Source organism: Planctomycetaceae bacterium, from assembly GCA_041398825.1.
Lineage (GTDB): Bacteria > Planctomycetota > Planctomycetia > Planctomycetales > Planctomycetaceae > F1-80-MAGs062.
This window is the reverse complement of record JAWKTX010000011.1, coordinates 183,762-205,027: the sequence shown is the minus strand read 5'-3', so window position 1 is coordinate 205,027 and position 21,266 is coordinate 183,762. Positions and strand designations below refer to the sequence as shown.

13 protein-coding genes are annotated in these 21,266 nt (G+C 54.2%); 7 read left to right on the top strand and 6 right to left on the bottom strand.

The window, feature by feature from the left end:
* Positions 1–302 precede the first annotated feature (302 nt).
* Positions 303–2,243, bottom strand: coding sequence for a 1,4-alpha-glucan branching protein GlgB (glgB, locus tag R3C20_19655; protein MEZ6042720.1), 1,941 nt, complete (start codon positions 2,241–2,243; stop codon positions 303–305).
* 171 nt (positions 2,244–2,414) lie between these two features.
* Positions 2,415–5,039 carry an AAA family ATPase gene (locus R3C20_19650; protein MEZ6042719.1) on the bottom strand — a complete coding sequence of 875 codons (2,625 nt, stop codon included), beginning with the start codon at positions 5,037–5,039 and terminating at the stop codon, positions 2,415–2,417.
* A gap of 240 nt (positions 5,040–5,279) precedes the next feature.
* Between R3C20_19650 and R3C20_19645 the strand changes: the two genes are divergently transcribed.
* The gene (locus R3C20_19645; GenBank protein ID MEZ6042718.1) at positions 5,280–6,278 is read left to right on the top strand and encodes a 2-hydroxyacid dehydrogenase; all 999 of its coding nucleotides are present in this window, start codon (positions 5,280–5,282) and stop codon (positions 6,276–6,278) included.
* A 111-nt stretch (positions 6,279–6,389) separates the two neighbouring features.
* On the opposite strand, the gene R3C20_19640 is transcribed toward R3C20_19645, so the two are convergent.
* Positions 6,390–10,580: an FtsK/SpoIIIE domain-containing protein gene (locus tag R3C20_19640; GenBank protein MEZ6042717.1), complete on the bottom strand. Its 4,191-nt coding sequence runs from the start codon at positions 10,578–10,580 to the stop codon at positions 6,390–6,392.
* A 214-nt stretch (positions 10,581–10,794) separates the two neighbouring features.
* Between R3C20_19640 and R3C20_19635 the strand changes: the two genes are divergently transcribed.
* Together R3C20_19635 and R3C20_19630 are read left to right on the top strand one after the other, a co-directional pair.
* Entirely contained in the window at positions 10,795–11,487 is a 693-nt protein-coding gene (locus R3C20_19635) for an NAD(P)H-hydrate epimerase (protein MEZ6042716.1), read from the top strand.
* Complete coding sequence (locus tag R3C20_19630) at positions 11,477–12,283, top strand: N-formylglutamate amidohydrolase (protein MEZ6042715.1); 807 nt, start codon at positions 11,477–11,479, stop codon at positions 12,281–12,283. Before R3C20_19635 ends, R3C20_19630 begins: the two co-directional genes overlap by 11 nt.
* A 48-nt stretch (positions 12,284–12,331) precedes the next feature.
* Here the strand turns inward: R3C20_19630 and R3C20_19625 are convergent, their stop codons facing one another.
* The 3 genes from R3C20_19625 to R3C20_19615 form a co-directional block, all read right to left on the bottom strand.
* Entirely contained in the window at positions 12,332–13,690 is a 1,359-nt protein-coding gene (locus tag R3C20_19625; GenBank protein MEZ6042714.1) for a polysaccharide biosynthesis/export family protein, read from the bottom strand.
* 115 nt (positions 13,691–13,805) lie between these two features.
* On the bottom strand, positions 13,806–14,321 hold the full coding sequence (locus tag R3C20_19620; GenBank protein ID MEZ6042713.1) for a hypothetical protein: 516 nt from the start codon (positions 14,319–14,321) through the stop codon (positions 13,806–13,808).
* 194 nt (positions 14,322–14,515) lie between these two features.
* Positions 14,516–15,793, bottom strand: coding sequence for a HEAT repeat domain-containing protein (locus tag R3C20_19615; protein ID MEZ6042712.1), 1,278 nt, complete (start codon positions 15,791–15,793; stop codon positions 14,516–14,518).
* Positions 15,794–16,163: 370 nt separating this feature from the next.
* On the opposite strand from R3C20_19615, the gene R3C20_19610 reads away from it, so the two are divergent.
* The 4 genes from R3C20_19610 to R3C20_19595 all read left to right on the top strand — a co-directional run bounded on the left by R3C20_19610 (position 16,164) and on the right by R3C20_19595 (position 21,204).
* Positions 16,164–17,111, top strand: a complete 948-nt coding sequence (locus R3C20_19610) for a hypothetical protein (GenBank protein MEZ6042711.1) — start codon at positions 16,164–16,166, stop codon at positions 17,109–17,111.
* A 135-nt stretch (positions 17,112–17,246) separates the two neighbouring features.
* On the top strand, positions 17,247–19,151 hold the full coding sequence (locus tag R3C20_19605) for an RDD family protein (GenBank protein MEZ6042710.1): 1,905 nt from the start codon (positions 17,247–17,249) through the stop codon (positions 19,149–19,151).
* A 43-nt stretch (positions 19,152–19,194) separates the two neighbouring features.
* The gene (locus tag R3C20_19600) at positions 19,195–19,596 is read left to right on the top strand and encodes a CbiX/SirB N-terminal domain-containing protein (GenBank protein MEZ6042709.1); all 402 of its coding nucleotides are present in this window, start codon (positions 19,195–19,197) and stop codon (positions 19,594–19,596) included.
* Positions 19,597–19,842: 246 nt separating this feature from the next.
* Positions 19,843–21,204 (top strand): enolase C-terminal domain-like protein, encoded by a 1,362-nt coding sequence (locus R3C20_19595; protein MEZ6042708.1) that lies wholly within the window; start codon positions 19,843–19,845, stop codon positions 21,202–21,204.
* The last annotated feature ends 62 nt before the right edge of the window (positions 21,205–21,266 follow it).

Below are 21,266 nucleotides of genomic sequence, written 5' to 3'. Positions count from 1 at the left end.
GACTGCCAGCGCTGTTGCAATGTCTGGCGTCGCAGAAACGCACGCATCCCCTGGAATCGTCCTTTGACGTCATGCCTGGTGCGATGATAGACCGCGGAGGCTTCAGTTCAAATTGTCGCACATCGGACTTGCGGTGCTTCTGACCATTGGGCCAGTTCCGAAACTGTTGCATCCGACGTGTCGATCGAACGACGCGGCTAACTGTCCGTTGAAAAATCGGTACAGGCACGCTGCACGGCTGTCAACCGGCGTGTTTCAGGTCTCCTGCTCGATCCAGCCCCGTTTTTCAACGGGCCGGTAAGCTAAATGCGTGGTCGGCCGGAAGCGGACGTTTCATCCGGTGGCGGACCTGTGATTGCTTTAAAGATGCAGACACCAAGTGGTGGAGCAAGAATACGGATGCTGTTTTCCATCCCGTGTGATTCCTTTTCCTTTGAGTAAACTCCACCTTTATTTCCGCTACCTGTCCCGTCGTACCATTGGGCGTCGCTGTTGAAGATCTCACGATAGAAGCCAGCCGCGGGCACGCCTACCTGATAGTCCCCTCGCGGAACCGGCGTCAGGTTGCAGACAACGACCAGTGTCTCTGCGTTATCTCTGGATTTGCGCAGGAACGCGACCACGCAGTTGCTGCGATCGTCGCCGATAATCCATTGAAATCCTTCCGGCAGGACATCGCACTCGTGAAGCGCTGGCTCGGAAAGGTAGATGCGATTGAGGTCGCACAGCATCCGGCGAATACCCTCATGACGGTCGAATGTCCGCAACACCCAGTCGACTTCAGCGTCGTGATTCCATTCATTCCACTGACCGAGTTCTGTTCCCATAAACTGCAGCTTCTTCCCCGGCGTTGCGTACTGCATCGAAAGAAGCAACCGGAGATTTGCGAATTTCTGCCATTCATCACCTGCCATCTGATTCAGCAGTGATTGTTTCCCATGCACCACTTCATCGTGCGACAACGGCAGCACGAAGTTTTCAGAGAATGCGTAGACTCCGCGGAATGTCAGGTCATTAAGGTGATGTTGACGGTGTATTGGATCCCGCCGCATGAACCGAAGCGTGTCGTTCATCCAGCCCATGTCCCATTTCATTGTGAATCCGAGTCCGCCGGTGAACACGGGGCGGGAAACTCCCGGCCAGGCGGTGGATTCTTCGGCGATGGTGAGAATGCCAGGAAAGTCGGCGTGTAGCATCGTGTTCATGTCACGCAGAAACTGAATGGCCTCCAGGTTTTCTCTGCCACCAAACTGGTTTGGGATCCACTGTCCGGAATCTCGGGAATAGTCGAGGTACAGCATCGATGCCACAGCATCGACGCGAAGGCCGTCAATGTGGTAAACGTCGCACCAGAATCGAGCACTGGAGATCAGGAATTCGCTGACTTCCCGCCGACCATAATTGAAGATCAACGTGTTCCAGTCCGGGTGGTAGCCGAGCCGTGGATCGGCATGTTCGTACAGGCAGGTACCATCGAACATGGCGAGGGCATGACCATCAGTTGGGAAATGACCGGGCACCCAGTCCAGCAATACTCCGATGCCCTGTTGGTGCATGTAGTCGACGAAGTACTGGAAATCATGTGGAGAGCCAAATCGCGACGTCGTCGCGAAATAGCCGGTGGTTTGATATCCCCATGAACCATCGAAAGGGTGTTCGGTAATCGGCATCAGCTGGATATGCGTGTAGCCCATCTCTCCGACGTACTCGGCTAATTTGTGAGCCAGCTCCCGATAATTCAGGAACGTGCGACCGTCAGTGGGACGCTTCCACGAACCGGGATGTACTTCGTAGATCGACACCGGAGCTTCAAGCCAGTTCGTCCTGGCCCGGTTTCGCATCCAGTCGGAGTCATGCCACTCGAAATCTCGCAGACTCCATACAACTGAAGCCGTTTGCGGCCGGAATTCACTGTAGAAACCAACAGGGTCCGCCTTTTCGAGCAGTTGGCCGGTCTGTGTGCGGATGGCGTATTTATAACGCGTCCCCGGAATGGCACCCTTGACGACACCCGACCAAACTCCCGTGTCGCTGGAATTCAGCCAGTCTCTTCCAGCTGTCCAGCCATTGCCATCGCTGATGACCGAGACTTCCTTCGCATTCGGTGCCCAGACTGCATATCGAACGCCTCCCGGGACCAAATGCGCGCCCCAGTACCGGTACAGTGAGTGAGCGTCGGCAACCTGATCGAACGTGCTTGAAGTACCGCTGTTGCGAGGAATGATGGCCCCGGACATATTCATTCCAATCTAAGTCGGATGATCGAGATACAATTGCCAACTATGACCATAGTGATCCACTTCGTGAGGCTCGAGCCATGGCCCGCATTCAATCCGCAGATTCCAGATCATGGCCAATTCAATTCTGCTCAGCCGTGGACGAATGCATGATTACAGGGCATCCAGGCTGTAATTCTAGCCAATGTGTCGCCGATTTGATCGAAGCGTTCGAAGTCGTGTGAAGAGTTGGCGAAATCTGGGTGCAGATTCCGAAACGGTTTCGACAGGGCCCGGGGCGGTGTTTAATTGATCATTTTCCACCGCCGCCGGCGTCGACGGTGTCATTTGATAACGTGGAATTGCCTGAGGCTGCCGCGTTTCGATCCTGTGTGCGGCCGCCAGTCGCTCGGTCGCCTCGCTGAGGATTGTGCCTGACCGCTGGTCCTGAGCGTTTCGTCTTTGTTCCGTGATAAAACGCTGGAGTTCGTCTTCGTTCTGACCTTCCGGATGTGGAACTCCATCCGTCCGAAACTGTTGCATTTCGGCCTGAAGACAGGCGATCGACTCAGCAAGTGGAACAGCCTCGTCCTCAGTGAATCGCACTCCTGATCCAACGGTTTCTACTGAAGCCTCCAGCGTAAAGAACTGCAATCGTTCTTTTACAGGTTCAGATGAACGATCGGCTGAAACTGACTCGTCTTGTTCGACCCGTGATTCATTGATTTGCGATTCGAGCAACTCCGGCCGAATTGGAATCGTCGTCGGGTCAGGAGACTCACTGGCAATCTGGTGGTGGTCGGCTCCTTCAGCCAGCGACAAGCGAGTCTCGTCCGGTTCCTGGTCCGTTGACTCAGTCGGTTTGCATAGCCGGACCAGTTTTCCATCCTGCCACTGATTGTCTTCGATGGCAGGCCGTTCATCTGAACAGGTCTGTCGGTGCGAGTCGCTGGAGTCATTCTCGATCGTTGATGCACTTTTCCCGCTCACTTGCATCGGGACAAATGTTCCAGAGAACGTACATTCTGTTGAGCCCGAAAGCAGAGCCTTAATTTCTGCATCGGTGCACTGCGTAGTGACAATTTCCGGAAAGCCTGGCTCTGGGATGAATGAAGAAGCTGACCCCTTCAGTTCCTGCACAGCCAGCTGGTGGTAATGCGGTACCGTGTTCATCTGTCCGAATGGAACGTCACGACCGAGTTCCAGCCAGGTATAGCGATCAAACACCGGAACCCGGCTCGATAGTCCTCGATGGATGTACGTTCCATGTCGTTGACCAGATTTTGATATCTGGCTTTCTTCCAGGTCGGATGCGTCCGTTTCGATGCCGGGGACTTCTGCCACAGCAAGGATGACGTCTTCGTGTTCTCTTTCCTCGCATTTGCTGCAGTCACTGCCACATTCGCAGGAGAAATCGGAGAACTCCTTCTCTGGCGACGAGTGCGTAAGGATTTCGCTGATTTCGATGGTGCAGGACTCTGCGGTTTCTTGCTCTTCGTCGTTTGACAGAGGTAGGTCATTCTCAACGGCAAATTCCGTCAGCAGTGATGGGGCTTCCGCGAATTCGATGGTGAAATCGATTGCCGGCTGGAGCCGGAGTTCTTCCAATTCAGATTCTATTTTTGTCGCAACGCCTGGGTTTTCCTTTTGAATCCGTGCAACCGGCGAGGGCGCGCCGATCTCAATGACGCCCGGAGCCGAAAATTCATATCCGGTGTTCTGTCGTGATGTCTCCACTTTTGAGCTGGCTGGTTCTTCGGTGTGAGCGTTGCCAAATTCGATGACGCTGGAAGAGTCACCTGCAGATGGAAGTTTGCCGCGTAACTGGCCGGAGTCGGTTGCCTGGTCGTCGCAATCGTCGTCCTCAGCGTCCGAGCCGTCGTCGAGCGAGACGCCCCAGGAACATGGCAGATGCTGCAGTCTTCTGAAAGCGCTGCGCACACAATTCAGATCTACCTTCGATTTACCCTCCTGCGCTGCGACAACAAGGCTTTCATCGGCCAGTAGGTTGATTGCCCGGGGGGAACCATCGGCCGCCTGGGTGATGTAGTTGACGGCGTCGTATGTCAACAACTGCGTGGCATCGCCACCGACAGACTGAATCTGCTTGTGGAGGTAGCCGACGGATTCTCGCATTGTCAGGGGCTGAAGAAAGACATGGCATCGTGTATGACTAGCAAAATCCGAATGCGACGGCCGTGCCAATTCCTCTTCCAGTGCCATTGGGCCTGAAATCAGACAACGGACCGACTGCCGCCCATCAATGAGTTCTTCGGTGAACGCTCTTAATTCGTTCAACACTCCAAATGAAAGCAGGTGAGCGTCGTCGATCAGCAGGATCACTGGCCCCCAGAGCTCACTCGATTTCCGGAGTCGGTCTTTGACATCCCATCGGGTGAGCCGCGCTGAGGCGGGTGCGACTGTCGAATTCAACGCTCCGGCCGTTTGCATGGCGGCATGATAAAGCGTCGAAAGCAGATCCGCGGGTGTGTCCAGTCCTGCTGCAGGACACATCACAGCGCGTCCACCGGCAGCCAGGAGATTTCTGAGATGTCGCAACAGCGTGGTTCTGCCACAACCGGTCGGTCCGGTAAGTACTGCGACGCCAAGGTCTGTCCGCAGAGCATGCAGAAGTGGAGGCAGAATTTCGGCGACAGATTCAGAAAAAAAGAAGCTGTTTCCGCCATCACAAACCTGAAAAGGCTGACGATGGAATCCAAAATGATTTTCGTACATGCTGTGCCCCAGTCCGTGGCGTGGAAGATCCATCCAATCGCTGGTGTTTGCCTGAACAAGAGTTGTCCAGCCAGCAGGCTTCGGCACTCATTGCCGATCCCTGCGCAGCGCGATCCCCCCTTCACATCATCGAACGTGCATAACCTGATTCTTTAGGACAACCGTTTACGGCGATAAACAATGCCATCTCGTCAAGCGAAAGGGATTGTTGCCAGCCGGTTGAAAGGCAGTGGCGCTTCAGTAGACACACACCGCATGAGTATTCAGACTTGAACTGAAGTTGCCCGGAACCGGACTTTCGTGATCTCGCTTTGGGGGTTTCTGTTGATGAGAATTGCCGTCTTTTCCAGCCAGCCATACGATCGGCGATTTCTGGACAGCGCTGCCTCTGACGCCAACGCCGTCGAGTTCGTTCACTTTGAGGCTGGACTAACGCGAGACAGTGTCGTTATTTCCCAGGGCTGCGATGCCATTTGCTGTTTCGTAAATGATCAGGTCGACCGGGAAGTGTTATCTGCCCTTGCCGGTCTGGGCATTCGGCTGGTGCTGCTGCGTTGTGCAGGATTCAACAATGTTGACCTTCAGGCTGCAGCCGAATTCGACATCGTCGTGATGCGAGTGCCTGAGTATTCGCCCCATGCTGTTGCAGAGCATACCGTCGCCCTGACGCTCTGCCTGATTCGCCAGATTCATCGGGCATGGAGCCGCGTGCGGGAAGGTGATTTTCGGCTGAGCGGACTACTGGGGTTTGATATTCACGAAAAGACCGTTGGTGTGATCGGCACCGGGCGAATTGGTACTTGCGTAGTGAATATTTTCCGAGGCTTCGGTTGTCGCGTTCTGGCCTGCGACAAATACCCCAACCCGGAGCTGGTGGATGCGGGAGTAGAATATGTTGAAATGCCGGAATTGCTGAAGCAGTCACGAATTGTCACTCTGCACTGCCCGCTGACGATCGAAACAACACACCTCATCAACCGTCATACGATTAGCCTGATGCAGCCCGGGGGGATCATTGTTAATACCAGTCGTGGTGGATTAATCGACACGAGATCACTGATACATGGCCTCAAGACGCAACACGTCCGGGGAGTTGCGCTGGATGTCTACGAAGAAGAGGCAAGCCTGTTCTTTACAGATCATTCCGAACAGGCGATCCCCGATGATGTCTTTGCCCGACTGTTAACATTCCCGAACGTGCTGATTACCGGGCATCAGGGATTCTTCACGAGTGAAGCCCTGACTCGAATTGCAGAGACAACTGTCGCCAACGCGCAGTCATTTCGAGATGGAAATTGGGTGGCGGCCAATGTTGTACGGGCGTAAACGATCATGGTGCTGAGTGTTCAATTTCCGTCGCGCGATTGGAATCCAGGCCACGGGTGGGCAGTTCGGTCGAACATCACAGAAATCTGAACCTTCTGCTTCTGTTGTCGGTCATTCGATGGTGATGGAGTTGATATCAAAGGCTTCCAAATCGTCGTCCATGTCGCCTGAATCGATTACGGATTCTGAGTGTTCGGAAGGAGTTGTGTTTGCGTGGGTCGCTGGAGCGGGGGCCGTTTCCTGAATGTCGGGTGCACTCTGGCTCGGTGCCGTTGACAGGGTGATTTCGCCGGTTTGTTCGCTGGTGGGTAAGACGACTTCGTCTGTTGTTGTCCCAAGGCGATTCTGTTCGTCAGCACCCGTTTGATTACGCAGCCATTTTGTTGTCGGCCAGGCGAACGGTCGAAATTTGTCGGCAGTTCCGGTTTGATCCCGGTAAAGAATGGCGCGGCCCGGACTCAGTGAGGAGGCAACTGGCGTGTCCAGCAGGCTGGCAGAGTCTGTTTGGTTCATGCGGAAGGCGATTCGATATTCGAACTCCCGCATCATCGAGTTTGCGAGCCATCGGGTGGCATTGCTGTATGTATCCGACCAGATGATCAGGTGGATTCCAACCAAAGGGCCACGCTTGATTAAGTCTGTGAGAAGGCTGCTCGTTGTCTCGGGCTTGCGTTCACCGAAACCGCCGAAACCGTATTCATCATCATCTCTGCGCAGAGTGCGGAACTGGCCCAGGTTGCGAATTGCGCAGACAATCTCCGGCTTTTCTCCGTCTGCGATAGTGGTCTCTCGCAGGATTAGTTTTTGATGCAGCTCCGAAATGACTGCGTCCGTTTCCGTGACCGTTCGCATCGAGTAGACGGGTGAGTTCAGTACGGCAAGCATTTCTGTCATCCGCGTGACGGCTTCCCGGTCACGCTGGTCATGCAGCAGAATGAACTGTCCCTGGTGATTGGGGTGAAAGCACGCCAGCGCCGACATCAGCAAAATGGAATCTGCAAGGTCAGTATCCTGTCCCACAATCAATAGATTCTGTCCGCTTGCCCTCCTGAGCTCGACGCAAACTGGGGACGCAATCGCTACGGGTTCGCCGATCCAGATGGGCAGATATTCGGAGACACGGCGAGTGGCATCCGTTTCGCTCGCGAGCCAGGCGTTCAGAGGCCCGCAAAGTTCTGCCGAAGGGGCCACGTTTCCTTCGAAGACAATCATGCGACTTTCTGACTGAAGTGGCTGAATGCCAGCATGTTTCCGGTCATACTGGAGCATGTCCTGAATTGCCTGTTCTCTGCGACGTTCTGTCATCCACGCAATCTGGAATGGGTGGTTGCCTTCCGTCATTCCGTTGGCATCGTTGTAGATGGCTTCACCGGGACGTGTGAGCAGCCGAGCGGCTGAATTTTCCTCACTGAGGATCAGATGTGCGTCACCTTCGCTGCATTGCAGCGCGATGCGAACGGCGACCTGCCCCAGCGTACTTCGCGCCAGCGAATAAGCGCCACCGAGTGTCTGGGAACCCAGGATGACATGGACCCCGAAGGCTCGTCCCTGACGTACCAGTCGGTCCAGAAGTAATGATGCTCGAGATGACACACGGTCTTCCGCGACGAAGAATTCCTGGAATTCATCGATCAGCAGGAGCAGTCGAGGCATCGTTTCATTCGGGAATTTCTCCCGGAAGGATGGAACATCCTGAACGCCACGGCTGCGAAACAGTTCTCCCCTTTCCTGGAGAATTTCATCCAGTCGCTCGAGGACACTTAAACCGAATTCCCGGTCGCTCTCAATTGCAATGACCTTTGCATGTGGCAATTGGTTTGCTGCGTAGGTTCGAAATTCTACCCCCTTCTTGAAGTCGATCAGAAAGAACTGGATTTCGTTGGGACTGTAGTGAAGGGCGAGATTGGTGATGAGAATATGCAGCAGGGTCGATTTGCCCGATCCGGTTTTCCCCGCAATCATGATGTGCTGGCTCGTACCACGCCCCAGTCGCAGGTATTGTAATCTTGCTGCCCCGGCCCGTCCGATGGGGAGGTCGATTCCGTCCGCCGTTGAGAGACTCCAGATCTGGTCATTGGACGGGGCAATTCGGGAAAAGGAGACTTCAACACGACGAGCATTCTTCGATTTCTCGCCAACAGCTCGTACGATCGCGACGTACTGGCCTGATTCGGGTGGCTTCAGCGCGGTGAACTTCAGCTGGACCGGTTCTTCTGTCTGAAATTCGACCTGACCCTTTCCCGCGCGAAATGTCAGACACTGATTCCTGAGAACGTTCAGATCAAATAAGCGAGGAGCCGGAATTGAAGGATCGTGCGTGATGATTGCATGAACGCCACATCGCGGACCACTTGTCAGTATGCTCGAAAGATGTCTGGAGGCTTCCTCGGAAATCCCCGTTGGGAAACCTGCGACGACAACAAAGTGATAGGGTTCTGCAACTTCACCTGCTGAGGCGTTGTATTGTTCGATCGTTTCGAACTCGCTTCGCAAATAGGTCTGGAAGACATTCTCCATATGCTCAGTCACTTTTTGCAGGCGATCCCTGATCTGAGTTGCGTCGGTCCAGATGCGACTTCCAATTAAGAGTTCGTCAAAGTCGGCCATATGCATCATCGCGGAAAAACTCTGTCCGAGTCCAACCGGGTCAATCAGAGTAAACTGCACGCGCCCGGGAGTAATTGTTGTCAGCAGTTTGAGAAGAATGGCACGTACAAATTCCAGGGCGGTCTCTCGAGAAGCGGCATCATGCTGGACAAGAATGGAAGTATCAGAAGGGAATCGAAGCACGGCGGGCAGACTGATCGAGGACTTCACCGGGGTGGCGTTGTCCTGAGGCGGCAGCGATATTGTGAAATCGATCCGGCCGGCCGGGATTGCTTCGGGCAGATATTCCGGTGCGGTCCAGGTGCCGTCTCGCAGGTGCGGCCATTCGTTTAATTCACCGACAGCTGCGGTACTGCCATTCGCAATTGCAATGGCCATTTTCGATTCGTGTTCCCATCGCTGAAGTACCTGTTCCCGATGAGTCTTCAGAGTTTCGGATTGGTGCTGGATGTCGCTTTCGAGTTTCTGAAGTGCGGCCGTCAATTCTCCCCTGAGATGCTCAGTCATTCGAGCTGTTTCTGTCTGTTTCCATTGATTCATCATCTGCTGATCTCGGTCTCGCCGGGCCTCAATGTCGACAATCTGCTGGTCGTAGTATTGAGCAATGATGTTCGTGTTGTGATTCAGCTGCCGTCGCATTTCTTCGAGTTGACTGTCAGCTCCCCCATGAAGAGCCTGTGTGTGTTTGTCTCTCAGGTTTGTCATCTCTTTTTGCCATCGTTTGGCGGACTTTCGCATCTTGATAAGTTCGCGTTCGGTCTGAGTCTTCCATGTGGCTGCTGCATGCTGAGCGTTAGATGCCGATTGCTGGATCTGCTCGAAGAAACTGCGAAGTTTCGATTGCGTTGTCAGAACGAGTGTTCCCACAAGTAGCGCAGCAGCACCGCCGCCGATTAAGAAACTGACTCCCAGCCAGCCCCAGTCAGGCGATGTGATTTCAGGATTCACGAAGGACCTCAAATCGGCTTTCAGGGTGGTAACGGGAATCGCAACGGCCAGCGTTATCAGAATTGCCATCACGAATGGACGCAGACCGATAAGTAGTCCTGTGGACTTCAGACCGAAGAGTTTGTCGACTGCAGCGTGGGCAGTATTCGATTCGACAACGACATGTTCCAGATTAACGTCGGCTCTGGCGGGTTTCAGGTTGGGAGTTAATGGTGTGTCGTCCATGCCTGTGTGGCATCGCGCGAGAAATGCCTTTGCGTCCTTCATCCGCGAGGAAATGCTCTCGAGGGCCTGCTCATTGTCTGTTTGCCGGTTGAGAAAGATGCTTCTGGCCTTTTGATATTGTGAAACGGGAGTATCTTCGCCGTTCTCGTCGCAGACCGACTGCAGGACCCAGAGTTCACTTTCGAGCGCACGGACGTGGGCCGTTTTCGCCTGTTCAAATGCCGTGGACTGTTCATTGATTTGATTTTGGCGTTCGGTGAGTGTTGTTGATCGCTGGCTGTCTGCTGTCTCTTCGATGATTCTGCATCGGCTTGTGAATTCGTCTTCGATTTGACGCAGAACGGTCTCGGAAGCAGTGCGGTGGTGCTGGAGGATCTGTTCTCGCGATTCATTTTCGGCGGCATCCATTTGGAACAGCTGATCTGATACCGTCCGATTGATCTGATCATATTGTTCGCAATTGGAGCGAAGTCGTTCGAGAAGCGGCACCAGTGTTGTCAGTGGAGCTTGGTCCTGATTCATCTTAGTGACTCTGTCTGATCGAGTTTGGCGGCCTGAATAACCGGGCTTTCAGAAACGAAAGTTTGTTCGAATTTGTGAAACGAATTCTGCAGCGGACACTACGGAGAATACTAGTCTGGTTTGTATAATCCCCCCAAAAGCCATTCTGTTGCGCTGTGTCAGGTCGAAAACGCTGCATAAATCGGGATCAATTTGTATTCACGTCAGGGCTCCGATGTCTTCACTCAATCATTCATTGAGCCGGGATCAGGTCCGGAACATTGATGCGTGCGCGATCAGGGAGCTTGGGATTCCGGGAGCACTGCTGATGGAGAACGCAGCTCGAGGACTGTGCGACATCCTGATGGAGAAGCTGGACGACGAGCCGCACCCCAGGGTTCTGATTGTCTGCGGCACCGGGAATAACGGAGGGGATGGTTTGGCGCTGGCTCGCTTACTGTCTGCGAATGGCCGGTCAGCCAGCACAGTGATCGTTGACGACGGGAAGTTGCTGCAAGGTGACGCGGAGCTTAACGAAAGGATTCTGATGAACGCGGGCCTTTTTCCAAATCGGACTTCGCCGGAGCAGCTCGGCTTAGTTCTGGGACAGCTCAACGAATCGGATTGGGTCGTCGATGCCCTGTTGGGTACGGGATTAACCGGCCCGCCGCGTGAGCCGTATCGATCCGTGATCCATGCGATCAATCGATGTTCGGCCCGGGTACTTTCAGTAGATCTTCCGTCGGGGATGAACTGCGACACGGGGGAGGCACTGGAGACGTGCGTGAAAGCTGACGAAACGGTGAGTTTCGTGGCCCGCAAACGAGGCTTCGATCATCCAGCGGCTACTTCGCTCACGGGCAGGATCCATGTCTGCCATATCGGATTACCACTGGAGTGGCTGAGTCAGCACATCAATGCCAGCTAAGAAAACGACGGTCCGCACTGCGGACTCGGCAGGGAACATTGCTGAGAGCCCTCACCAGCAAACTCAGGTTGTCGTGACCTGTGAGCATGGTGGAAACCATATTCCTGCCGACTACCAACCTCTGTTCGCCAATGCATCGAAAGTTCTTTCGTCGCATCGGGGATGGGATCCTGGTGCGTTGGGAATTGCCAGAACGTTCGCCAGTGACCTGAAGGCTCCATTGTATTTTTCGACCATATCTCGGTTGCTCGTCGAACTGAATCGATCGACGTGGCACAAACAGTTGTTCTCTGAGTTTACCGTTGGTCTGAGCGGCTCAGAAAGGCAACTCATTCTGGAGAAGTACTACCGGCCCTACCGCAAAAGGGTGACGGACTTCATTTGCAGCCAGCTGGATCAGGGCAACAATGTCGTGCATATTTCGATGCATTCATTTACTCCTGTATTCGATGGCGTCTGCAGAACCACAGATATCGGGTTGCTTTATGATCCGCGTCGTAAGACAGAAAAAGACCTGTGTCGTGAATGGAAGCGAAACCTTCGCGCGGTCTTTCCCGGGTGGCGTTTGCACTGCAATCAGCCATATCGAGGTGCCGCGGATGGATTGACGACTCAACTCCGAAAAACGACGGAGCATCTTTCCTGCGCTGCGGTGTACTGTGGAATTGAAGTTGAAGTCAACCAACGGCTTTGTTCAGGCGACCGAAAGGCGCATGGACTACAGATTGCAAAAGGGTTACGCAGCGCACTCACAGAAGCGATGAGGCTTCAGGACTGGAACAACGAAAAAAGCTGAGACACTTTCGTGCCTCAGCTCGTCGATTGTCTGGATTGCAAAGGGCTCTTAGAACCGGCCGCCGCCGAAACCGTTCATCAGGAAGTTGAACTGGACAAGGTTCAGCAGTGCGTTACCAACTTCTTCCGCCAGTGTGTATCGCAGCACGATCACATCTCCCGGCTGGATGAGCACTCGCTCAGAGCGATATTGCAGGGCGCGATTGAGGTTCACCTTCATTGAGATCTGGTCACCGCATGGCAGTTCACGAATGATAATGGCTTCAGATGGCTGGCAATTTGTTCCGGATGAGCCACCTCGTCCTCCTCCGCCCATTCCACCACGGCCTCCGATCGCCATGACTCCGGTGCCGGCATTTCCAAGTGGACCACCTGCAAGAGCAATGGCTCCGATAATGTCCAGATCTTTGTCTCGAGGTAGTGGATGCTCTCCGCCTCCCAGAACTCCTGCCGTGAAGAATGTTTCCTTGTCCCGACTTCGAATGATCAGGATGTCGCCTTCGCTCAGGATCACATCATTCTGATTGAATGCCGGAGGATTTGCAGGGTTATATCGCAATGGGATGCGGGTCAGATTGGGTGGGTCAGGAACGGGAGCTTCGTTGCAGAAGCAGGGATCCTGACAGGCATCCAGGCACAGATTGTTCATGATCGAATCGTAGCTGACTGCGTCAGAATACATTCCCCGGTAGATGAGAACTTCATTCTTTGCATCCGTACCGGGCATCCCACCGGTCTTGCTCAGGGCGGTCAGGACGTCATTTTCGTACGCGGGCAGGTCGACAATGTGGCCTGTACCCCGCTTGGATATATCAGCTGCTCCACCAGACTCTTCCCGGATCACCAGCACTCGGGTTGTCCTCTTCCGAATAAGCGTCAGGATAACTTTGTCGTCCTGGCCTTCCTTGATGTACGCCTTCGGGTAGATGTAGGCGTTTCGGATTTTGGCGGTTGCTTCTACAAGCGACATTCCACCGACCTTGACTGCGTCAACGAGTGGCAGTGCAACGGTTCCATCTTCTCGAACAGGTACTGGATATCCGATTGCCGGAGGCAGATTTGAATCTTCCGGATAGTGAACCGGAGGCAGTGATTCTGCGCTTCCGATGATCTTGTCGATGGAAATCCCAAGTACATCGCCGGGCCCCAGAAGATAAACATCCGGAGGATCCTGTCGCAGACGGAGCAGGGAAATGTCTTCGTACTTGTCCTTGAGGTCGCCCTGAAGAAGAGCTCTGGGCACCCGTGAAACCGGGACCGCGTCGATTGTCTGGCAGCCGGACAAAGTTGCCACAGCCCCCAGCAGCAGCGCGATCGGAGCGAAGAGGGATGTCTGGATGATTCCCGGCCTTGGCGGTTGGCCAGTCAAGCGTGACTGAGAACTACATGGCTGATGTTGATTATGCATGAAACAATCTCCAACGCGATGCCGGAATGATCCAGTCGCTTCGCTCTCCATGAGCGATTCTGTGACTCACAGAACAAGAAAAATACCAGACGATCAACTCTCGGGAGTGGTTGAATTACTCTTCGTAGCTCCGCACAGGCGGAACCGCAGGGCCGTTTAATGACTCTCCATCGCCCATCGTTGGCAGAGGAATTGCCTGCTGCAGTTGTGTATCAGGCATCTGCCTTGGGACTTCAATCATTGAATCAGGGGCAGGAACCGATGGAGTACTCATGCCCTGAAATGGAAACGCAGCCGGTGTCGACAAGCGAGTCATCAGGTTCGCGCGGGCTGTCGGAGAGATCGGAATCTCCTGCAGACTTCCGTAGCCGTCTTGTTGTGCAGCCAGTGCGCCGTGTGAGAACCCGTCAAACCATGCGGTCGTCTTGCAGCGACCCTCAGGGCTCTGAAACTGGGGCTTCCAGTAACACTTTGGCGGCAGCGTCGGCTGGCAGCCATTACCACCCTCAAGGATGTTACGGTATCCGTCTTTGAAGCCCTTTGCGAAATGCAATGGGTAGTCGAGGTCTTCGTAGCACCACGACCATTCCCCCCAGGCTTTTTGAGCGAGCACAAAGTTACGCACGCTCATCTCTTGTTCCACAACAGTGTCGTGAATTGCAGAGCATCCGGCTGTTGCACAAAACATCAGCGCTAGTAGGGTTCTTAGATTTATCTTGATCATCCCTGAACACTCCATCCTGCGACGTCAGTGTCGCTGGTTGTGCTGTACAGATTTACTGTCGGAAACTTGAACGTACGCTGAAAATCAGACGCAGACCGGCCTCAGAGAGACGACCTGCCTGCGGGTGCGGTCTGTACTTTTTTTCGTTCGATGGCAGCTCGCGCGGCTTCTCGCACTCTTTCTTCGTTGTCATCGGAGACAAGTTCTTCCAGTGCAGTCAGCGTAATGGCTGACTCCTCGAAGTCTGCCAGGGTCAGCACGGCTGCCGCTCTGACATTCTCGCTGCCTGTGTCGACCAGGTGTGCCAAATGCTGCTCGCACTGCCGAGCGGCAGGCGACGCTGCGAAGTATCTAAGGCTGGAAACCGCCTGAACCTGATGAGGTGATGTTGCGTCGCGACTGATGCTCAACAGAGTCTGAACCGTCGACTCGTCTGCGATGCCGCGTTGAGTTTGGGAATCAGCAATTGCCAGCAACAGTCCCTGATCGGATTCGGTTTTCAGAGCCGCAGACAGTGCCGACGATGATTCAGCCGCATTGGATTGGCAGTCTCCCAGCAGTGCTGCCGCCAGGGTCTTGGTGTCCGTGCTGTCTCCATGTTGCAACGCACGGATGATCACGGTCACGTTGGCTTCAATATCATCAGTTGCTGCGTAGAGCTGGTCCATCGAAACGAGATTGGTATCCGATGGCGCTGGCAGTGGGACATCGACAAATGCATCGATCTGTGGTGGAATCGGAGCCACATCGTCCCAGGTCTCGTCAGCGGATGACTCGCTGAGCAGAACAAGTCCGGCAGGATCCGTCTCTTCCTCAGACCATTCAGAGATTCTCATTCGTCCGGAGGTCGAGACAGCGGATTGCTCAACAGCAATTGTCCCGGCAGCCTGAGCAATCGTGGGAAGGTTTTCCAGTTCTACTGAATTCAAAGAAGCAGTGCCTGAATTCGAAGGAACCAGCTTTTCGGCCTGCTCAGGTATCCCGGAGAGGGCTGCTTCAACGGCAACGGCCTTTGCTTCGGCAGCGAGGAAGCTGGAAGTTTTCCGGCCGCTGACTGCGTCTGCCATCGCGACGGCTCGATCGATGGAGTCGGCACCGAAATCTCTGCCAGCTCGCCGGTCAGCAAGCTGTGTCAAGTGACTCTGGATGGTTTCATCATTGGGGCGGATTCGCAGAGCTTTACGATACATCATTTCGGCTTGATCGTATCGGCTCTGGTTTTCAAACGTTCTTCCGATTGATACGAACCGCTCCGCAGTCCCGTTGGGGCCCGATGAAGAATGCGACGTGGATGTGACCGCATTGTAAACGGCGCACCCACTGCCGGAGGCTGACAGGACTCCTGCGAGCAGGATGACCCAGGGTCGACGTAAATTCATTTCTTAACCCCCACGTTTCGAGATGCTGACGAAATCCTTTAGATTCCTCATGCGACTTGAGAGAACCTGTCAGCTGGCATCCCGTTAGACTGCCTGTCCGACATCTTCGGATTCAAATTTGATTTAGCGCCACACTTTCATTGATCTCTCGGTGAGGCCCTCGGAACCACCTGTGCGGGACCAATCTTTCCCCCACAGAGCAAACAAGCGTCGTCGAAGGCACTCCCCGCATTATCATCGGAAGTGAATTGCAGGGCACATTGGTTGAATTTGCAAAAATCCCCACAATGAAGATCATCAGATCAGGGAGGGGTCTAAACGGACAGGTTTCCGATAATTCGCTTATCCTTTGCTCCTCAATTGCCGAACGATGCCCGCCTTTTCCCCTGAGTTTGAGCCCGTGACAGCCTTCGAATGTGTGATGAGATTTTGGGAACTGCTTCTTCTGATTCGATTGCGGAGGGCAGCCAGTGGGAATTCGCTGCGGGCCGCGTGGAACTGGATGCTGGCGGCCTGGTTCATCTGTTGTCTGTCGACTTTGCTTGGCATCGATGGACTGGATTCTCACATCCCAAACTCATTCGCGTGGATATCTGCGCGGCATCTGGCTGGGTATGTCGCCGGAGTTTTCATGCTGGCTCCCATGGTCAGCGTCCTTGGAGCCAGAATGCCCGGGGGGCGGGCATGGTCCGTTTTCGTGGTCGCTCCAATGATTCTCGTGCTATTGTGGCCGGCAATTTCGGAAGCATTTCAGTCGAAGGGGCAATCGCCCATCGAGCTTGGGGGGCCCGCCGTCCTTGGATTTCTCCTGGTATTGCTGATGGCATTTGGAAACTACTTCGGGACGGCAAATACCACGGCTGCCGTTCTTTACACGGCTGCCATCATGGCGCGAATCGGACCGGTCGCGGGATGGCACAACGCTGGGCTATTGCCGTGGATCGCATCAGGTTTCCCCCCAGTCGCAGGTTATTTGTGGCTTCGCCGACTTACCGAACTGCGATCAAGAAAGCCGCTCGATGCACTTTCCGCCGGAAATCGGTGCTGGTTTGTATTTCGGGACTTTTTCGGCATTGTGTGGGCGAAACGGGTGATGGATCGAATGAACGTTTTTGCCGCTCGAGAGGGGTGGGGAATTCACCTTTCCCTGGATGGGTTTGACATTGTCGAGCCTGATCTGGCTGTCGGCAGCGAACAGATGGACCGTCCCATTGCTATTCTGGAATGGCTTTTAAGTCGATTTGGCGGCGAAAACTGGCGTCGAGAGTTGCTGGGTGATTCTTATGTCTCCAAATCTGACGAATGTCGCGAAGTGTGAGCTGAAAATGGGGCCAACAGCCTGGAAGCTGCCGAAATCGCTGTGCCCGCGGGGGTTTGATCGGTTAAATTGAACCCACTCTCCCATTTTGCGGGGTTCGAAGTTTCGGTTGAAGAGATCGTTTAAGAGGACATCATGCCGATCAAGGTTCGCTGCCGTGCCTGCGAGGCCGTTTTGAATGTGCCTGAAAAGGCAGCTGGTCGCGTCGTGCTCTGCAAGAGTTGTGGCGGGAAGGTCAAGGTTCCCGTTCCCGCCGGATCTGCGCCGACTGGTGGAAATGCCGGTGAGCCGCGTCGTCGTCGTCGCCCTCCTGCTGAGGAGACCGACAGCGGGGATGCAAACGCATTTGGCGGTGATTTGTTTGGTGGAATCGATCTCAATCGAGCTGAAGACTCGCGCCGCAAAGTCTGTCCCGCGTGTGCGTCTCCGGTGCACATTAACGACGTCGAATGCCCGAAGTGCAAAGTGACGATTGCCACGGGGGTATTGAGCGAGCGGCAACGTCTGATTAAAGAACGCAAGGGACCACCACCGGCGGAGTTCTATTCGAAGATCTGGAGTGACGGCGGAAAATTCCTGAAGAAGCATATGAATTATGCTGTGCTGACCGCGGTCATCTGGTCCATAACTCTTTCGATGGCTGGCACTTGTAGCTACGCGTATAACTGGTACATCAAGGGACGGACTGCCGAGCTACTGGAAAGCATGAAAGAAGCAAACGGGGTGATCGAAGGTGACACTCTGGTCATCAACATCGAAAAAGGTGGAAACACAACGTACGACGGAAAACGTTACACCGCAAAATCCGAGGCTCAGACAATTCGCCTGCCCTCACCCTATCTTCAGCCCTTTCGCGATCCGCCGGCAATCTTCTGGCTGGGGATGACCATTGTATTTCAGCTCGGCTTTGGGGGCTGGGGCTGGATCCTCGCCGTAAAAATTGCCCAGTTGACGATGGAAGGGCAGAAGAAGATTAAACGCTTCCAGTTTGATTTCTTTGCGACGTTGACCATGGGCTTTCGATTCTATTTCTGGCCGGTTGTGTTGATGGCCCCGCTCATCTGGATCATTCCACTTCTGGCCGTGACTGGTGGCCGAAATGGGCAGATCGGGGCCGGGATTCTGGCGAGCGTGCTCTTCCTGCTTCCGATGTTGTTGTTTCTGCCGGCTGCCGTGGTTCACACCACGCAAAAGTACGGATACCGAGCGTGGTTGATCAACTGGATGGCGCGCGATTTTGGCAAGACAATTGCCCCATCGCTGTATATCGCTGGCCTGAATATCGTGCTGGTGCTGCTGGTTCCCATCATTCTGGCAGGAGTTGGTATCGCCTTGCAGGCTCGGTTGCTGGCGACGGCACTGAATGCCCAGAGCGAAGTGCTGGGCTGGCTGGCGTCAAACCTTGTGGATATGGGCGACGGTTCCATGCGGTTCTTGTTTTACGAGCTGCCGCTGACGTTTGGGGCGTTGTTCATTATCTACGCACTGCTGTGCAGCCTGGTGTCTTTTCCAGCCGTGTTCATGATGCGGGTCATCGGTCTTTACGGTCTCTACTTCAAGCCGGATCTTTCGCTGGTGAATGAATTCCCGGACAATACGCCTGTTGGATTCGGGCCTCGTTTCCTGGCGTTCCTGGTGGATTACATCATCATGATTGTCCTGCTGATTCCCGCCTCTGTGCTGGGTTATCTGGGGGCACTGATGTTTGTCTACTATGGCTATCCGGAACTCGGTCAGAAGCTGAACAATGTTGTTTACGCAATTTCAGCGCTGGCATTGTGGGGCATTTATTTTGCCAAAGGAGAATCCGGAGCTGCGAGGGCCACTTTGGGAAAATGGAGCCTTGGGTTAATTGTATTGCGTGATGACGGTAAGCCGTTGACGCCGAAACAGGCGTTTGGGCGAGTTGCGTCTGCATTCGTTACATCGATCACGTTTTACATCGGCTTCATCATGTGCGCATTCCGATCGGATCGAAAGGCGATGCACGACCTGATGAGCAAATCAAAAGTGATCTGGCGTTCCGATGAGACAGAATGATTATTCGCATGGCGGCAGAATCGCATTTTGAGCTGGATTCGAAATGAATACGACAACGGGTGTCATTGTCGTGGACCACGGTTCCCGTCGTGAGGCCAGCAACCAAATGCTGCTCGACGCGGTGAACTGCTGGCGGGATCAGGCGATGTTTGGAATTGTGGAGCCGGCGCACATGGAACTGGCCCAACCAGATATCGCCACCGCCTTTGCTCGGTGCGTCCAACAGGGAGCAGCACGAATTGTTGTGTTTCCGTATTTCCTTTCTCCGGGACGGCATTCGACGACGGACATCCCGGATCTGGTTGCTGAGGCGGCCAGGGCACATCCGGGCATTGTATGGAGCGTTGCCCAGCCATTCGGGTTGCACCCTGCCCTGCTGCAGGCCATGACCGACCGAATTATGGATTGTGACTTCACCGTGGGGCCGCCGACGGCAGGTTCGTGAATGTTGCGACCATGGCATTGACACTGATGTCTTCTGTGCTGATGCAGAGATTGAATTTCTGCACCAGGTATCGATTGAAGGAAGGTTGACCTCCGGGTTCGATTGAATGGTGTGTCAACTTCGCTGTATTCTTCGTCCGAAAGAATTTCACACAGGGCGAATCGCCTGCAACGACAACTTTGCTGTTCGGGCAGTCATTCACTGAGTCACACTTCCTCAACGTGCATTTCGCAGAGGTAATTTGTAATGGGTCACGGCAAAGCCAGCGACATTCGTATCAAAGAGGTCAGCGTGGCGTTCGAATCGGTTCCTTACCGTTCCGCTCTGAAGTTTGGCGGAAGAATTGTTGATCACGCCTGGTTGATGAATGCAACCATGACCGTTGAGACGCAAAACGGGCGATATGCCATCGGCCACGGTAGTATCCCTGTTGGAAACGTTTGGGCGTGGCCGTCCGGAAATGTGGACCCAGCCGATACCGACCGGGCGATGAAGGCCTTCGCCCAGGAAGTTGTGGAATTGTTCGATTCTTATCCCGGGACCGGCCATCCGCTTGAGATCGAATTTGAAGTGTCAGCTGAATACGATCATCAGGCCCATCGCATCGCTCGTTCTCTGGGGCTTGATGAGCCACTGCCACCGCTTGCACAACTGGTTGCTGCCAGCCCGGTTGATGCCGCAATGCATGACGCGTATGGGCGACTGCACAAGGCCAGCAGCTTTAACGTCTTGTCGTCTGAGTTTTGTAATGTTGATCTCAGTGAGTATCTGGATGACCAGTTTGCTGGTGAGTACCTGGATCAGTACACGTTGCGGGAGCCTGTCGCGACTCTGCCGCTCTATCATTTGATTGGCGCGATCGATCCTCTGACGGAAGCTGATGTCACGGAACGCCCGCAGGACGGGCTTCCTGTCACGCTGCCGGAGTGGATTGCTGCCGATGGTCTTACACACTTGAAGATCAAACTAAACGGTGACGATCTTGACTGGGATGTTGAGCGTGTGCTTGCTATCGACCGCGTCGCAACAGATGCACAAACGGCCCGCGGTTGCAGCTCCTGGGTCTACTCATGCGACTTCAATGAGAAATGCAGCTCCGCCGATTATGTGATTGAATTCCTGAACCGTATCAAGGCGGCGTCTTCCGCCGCATTCGACCGGATTCAGTACATCGAACAACCGACGAGTCGAGATCTGGACGCAGAGGGCGCCCCGGAGATGCATGCCGTTTCAAAGATCAAACCTGTGGTGATCGATGAAGCACTGGTTTCTTACGAAGCACTTTTGAAAGCCAGAGAACTTGGCTATTCCGGTGTTGCGTTAAAAGCCTGCAAAGGACAAACCGAATCATTGCTGATGGCCGCGGCGGCTCAGAAATTTGGAATGTTCCTTTGCGTGCAGGATCTCACCTGCCCGGGGGCTTCATTCCTGCATTCGTGCAGTTTGGCCGCTCGTATCCCCGGGATTGCTGCAATTGAAGGCAATGCCCGCCAGTATTGCCCGGGGGCAAACGTTAAACTCGGAAAGCGATTTCCAGGATTGTTCAACATTACGTCCGGCACTGTAGATACAAGCCGTCTGAATGGGCAGGGACTGGGTTTCCAGTAACCCATAACCTGGTTTCATGCATTTTGTTCCCCCGATCGATTCTGACGGTCCCGGGTTCAGTG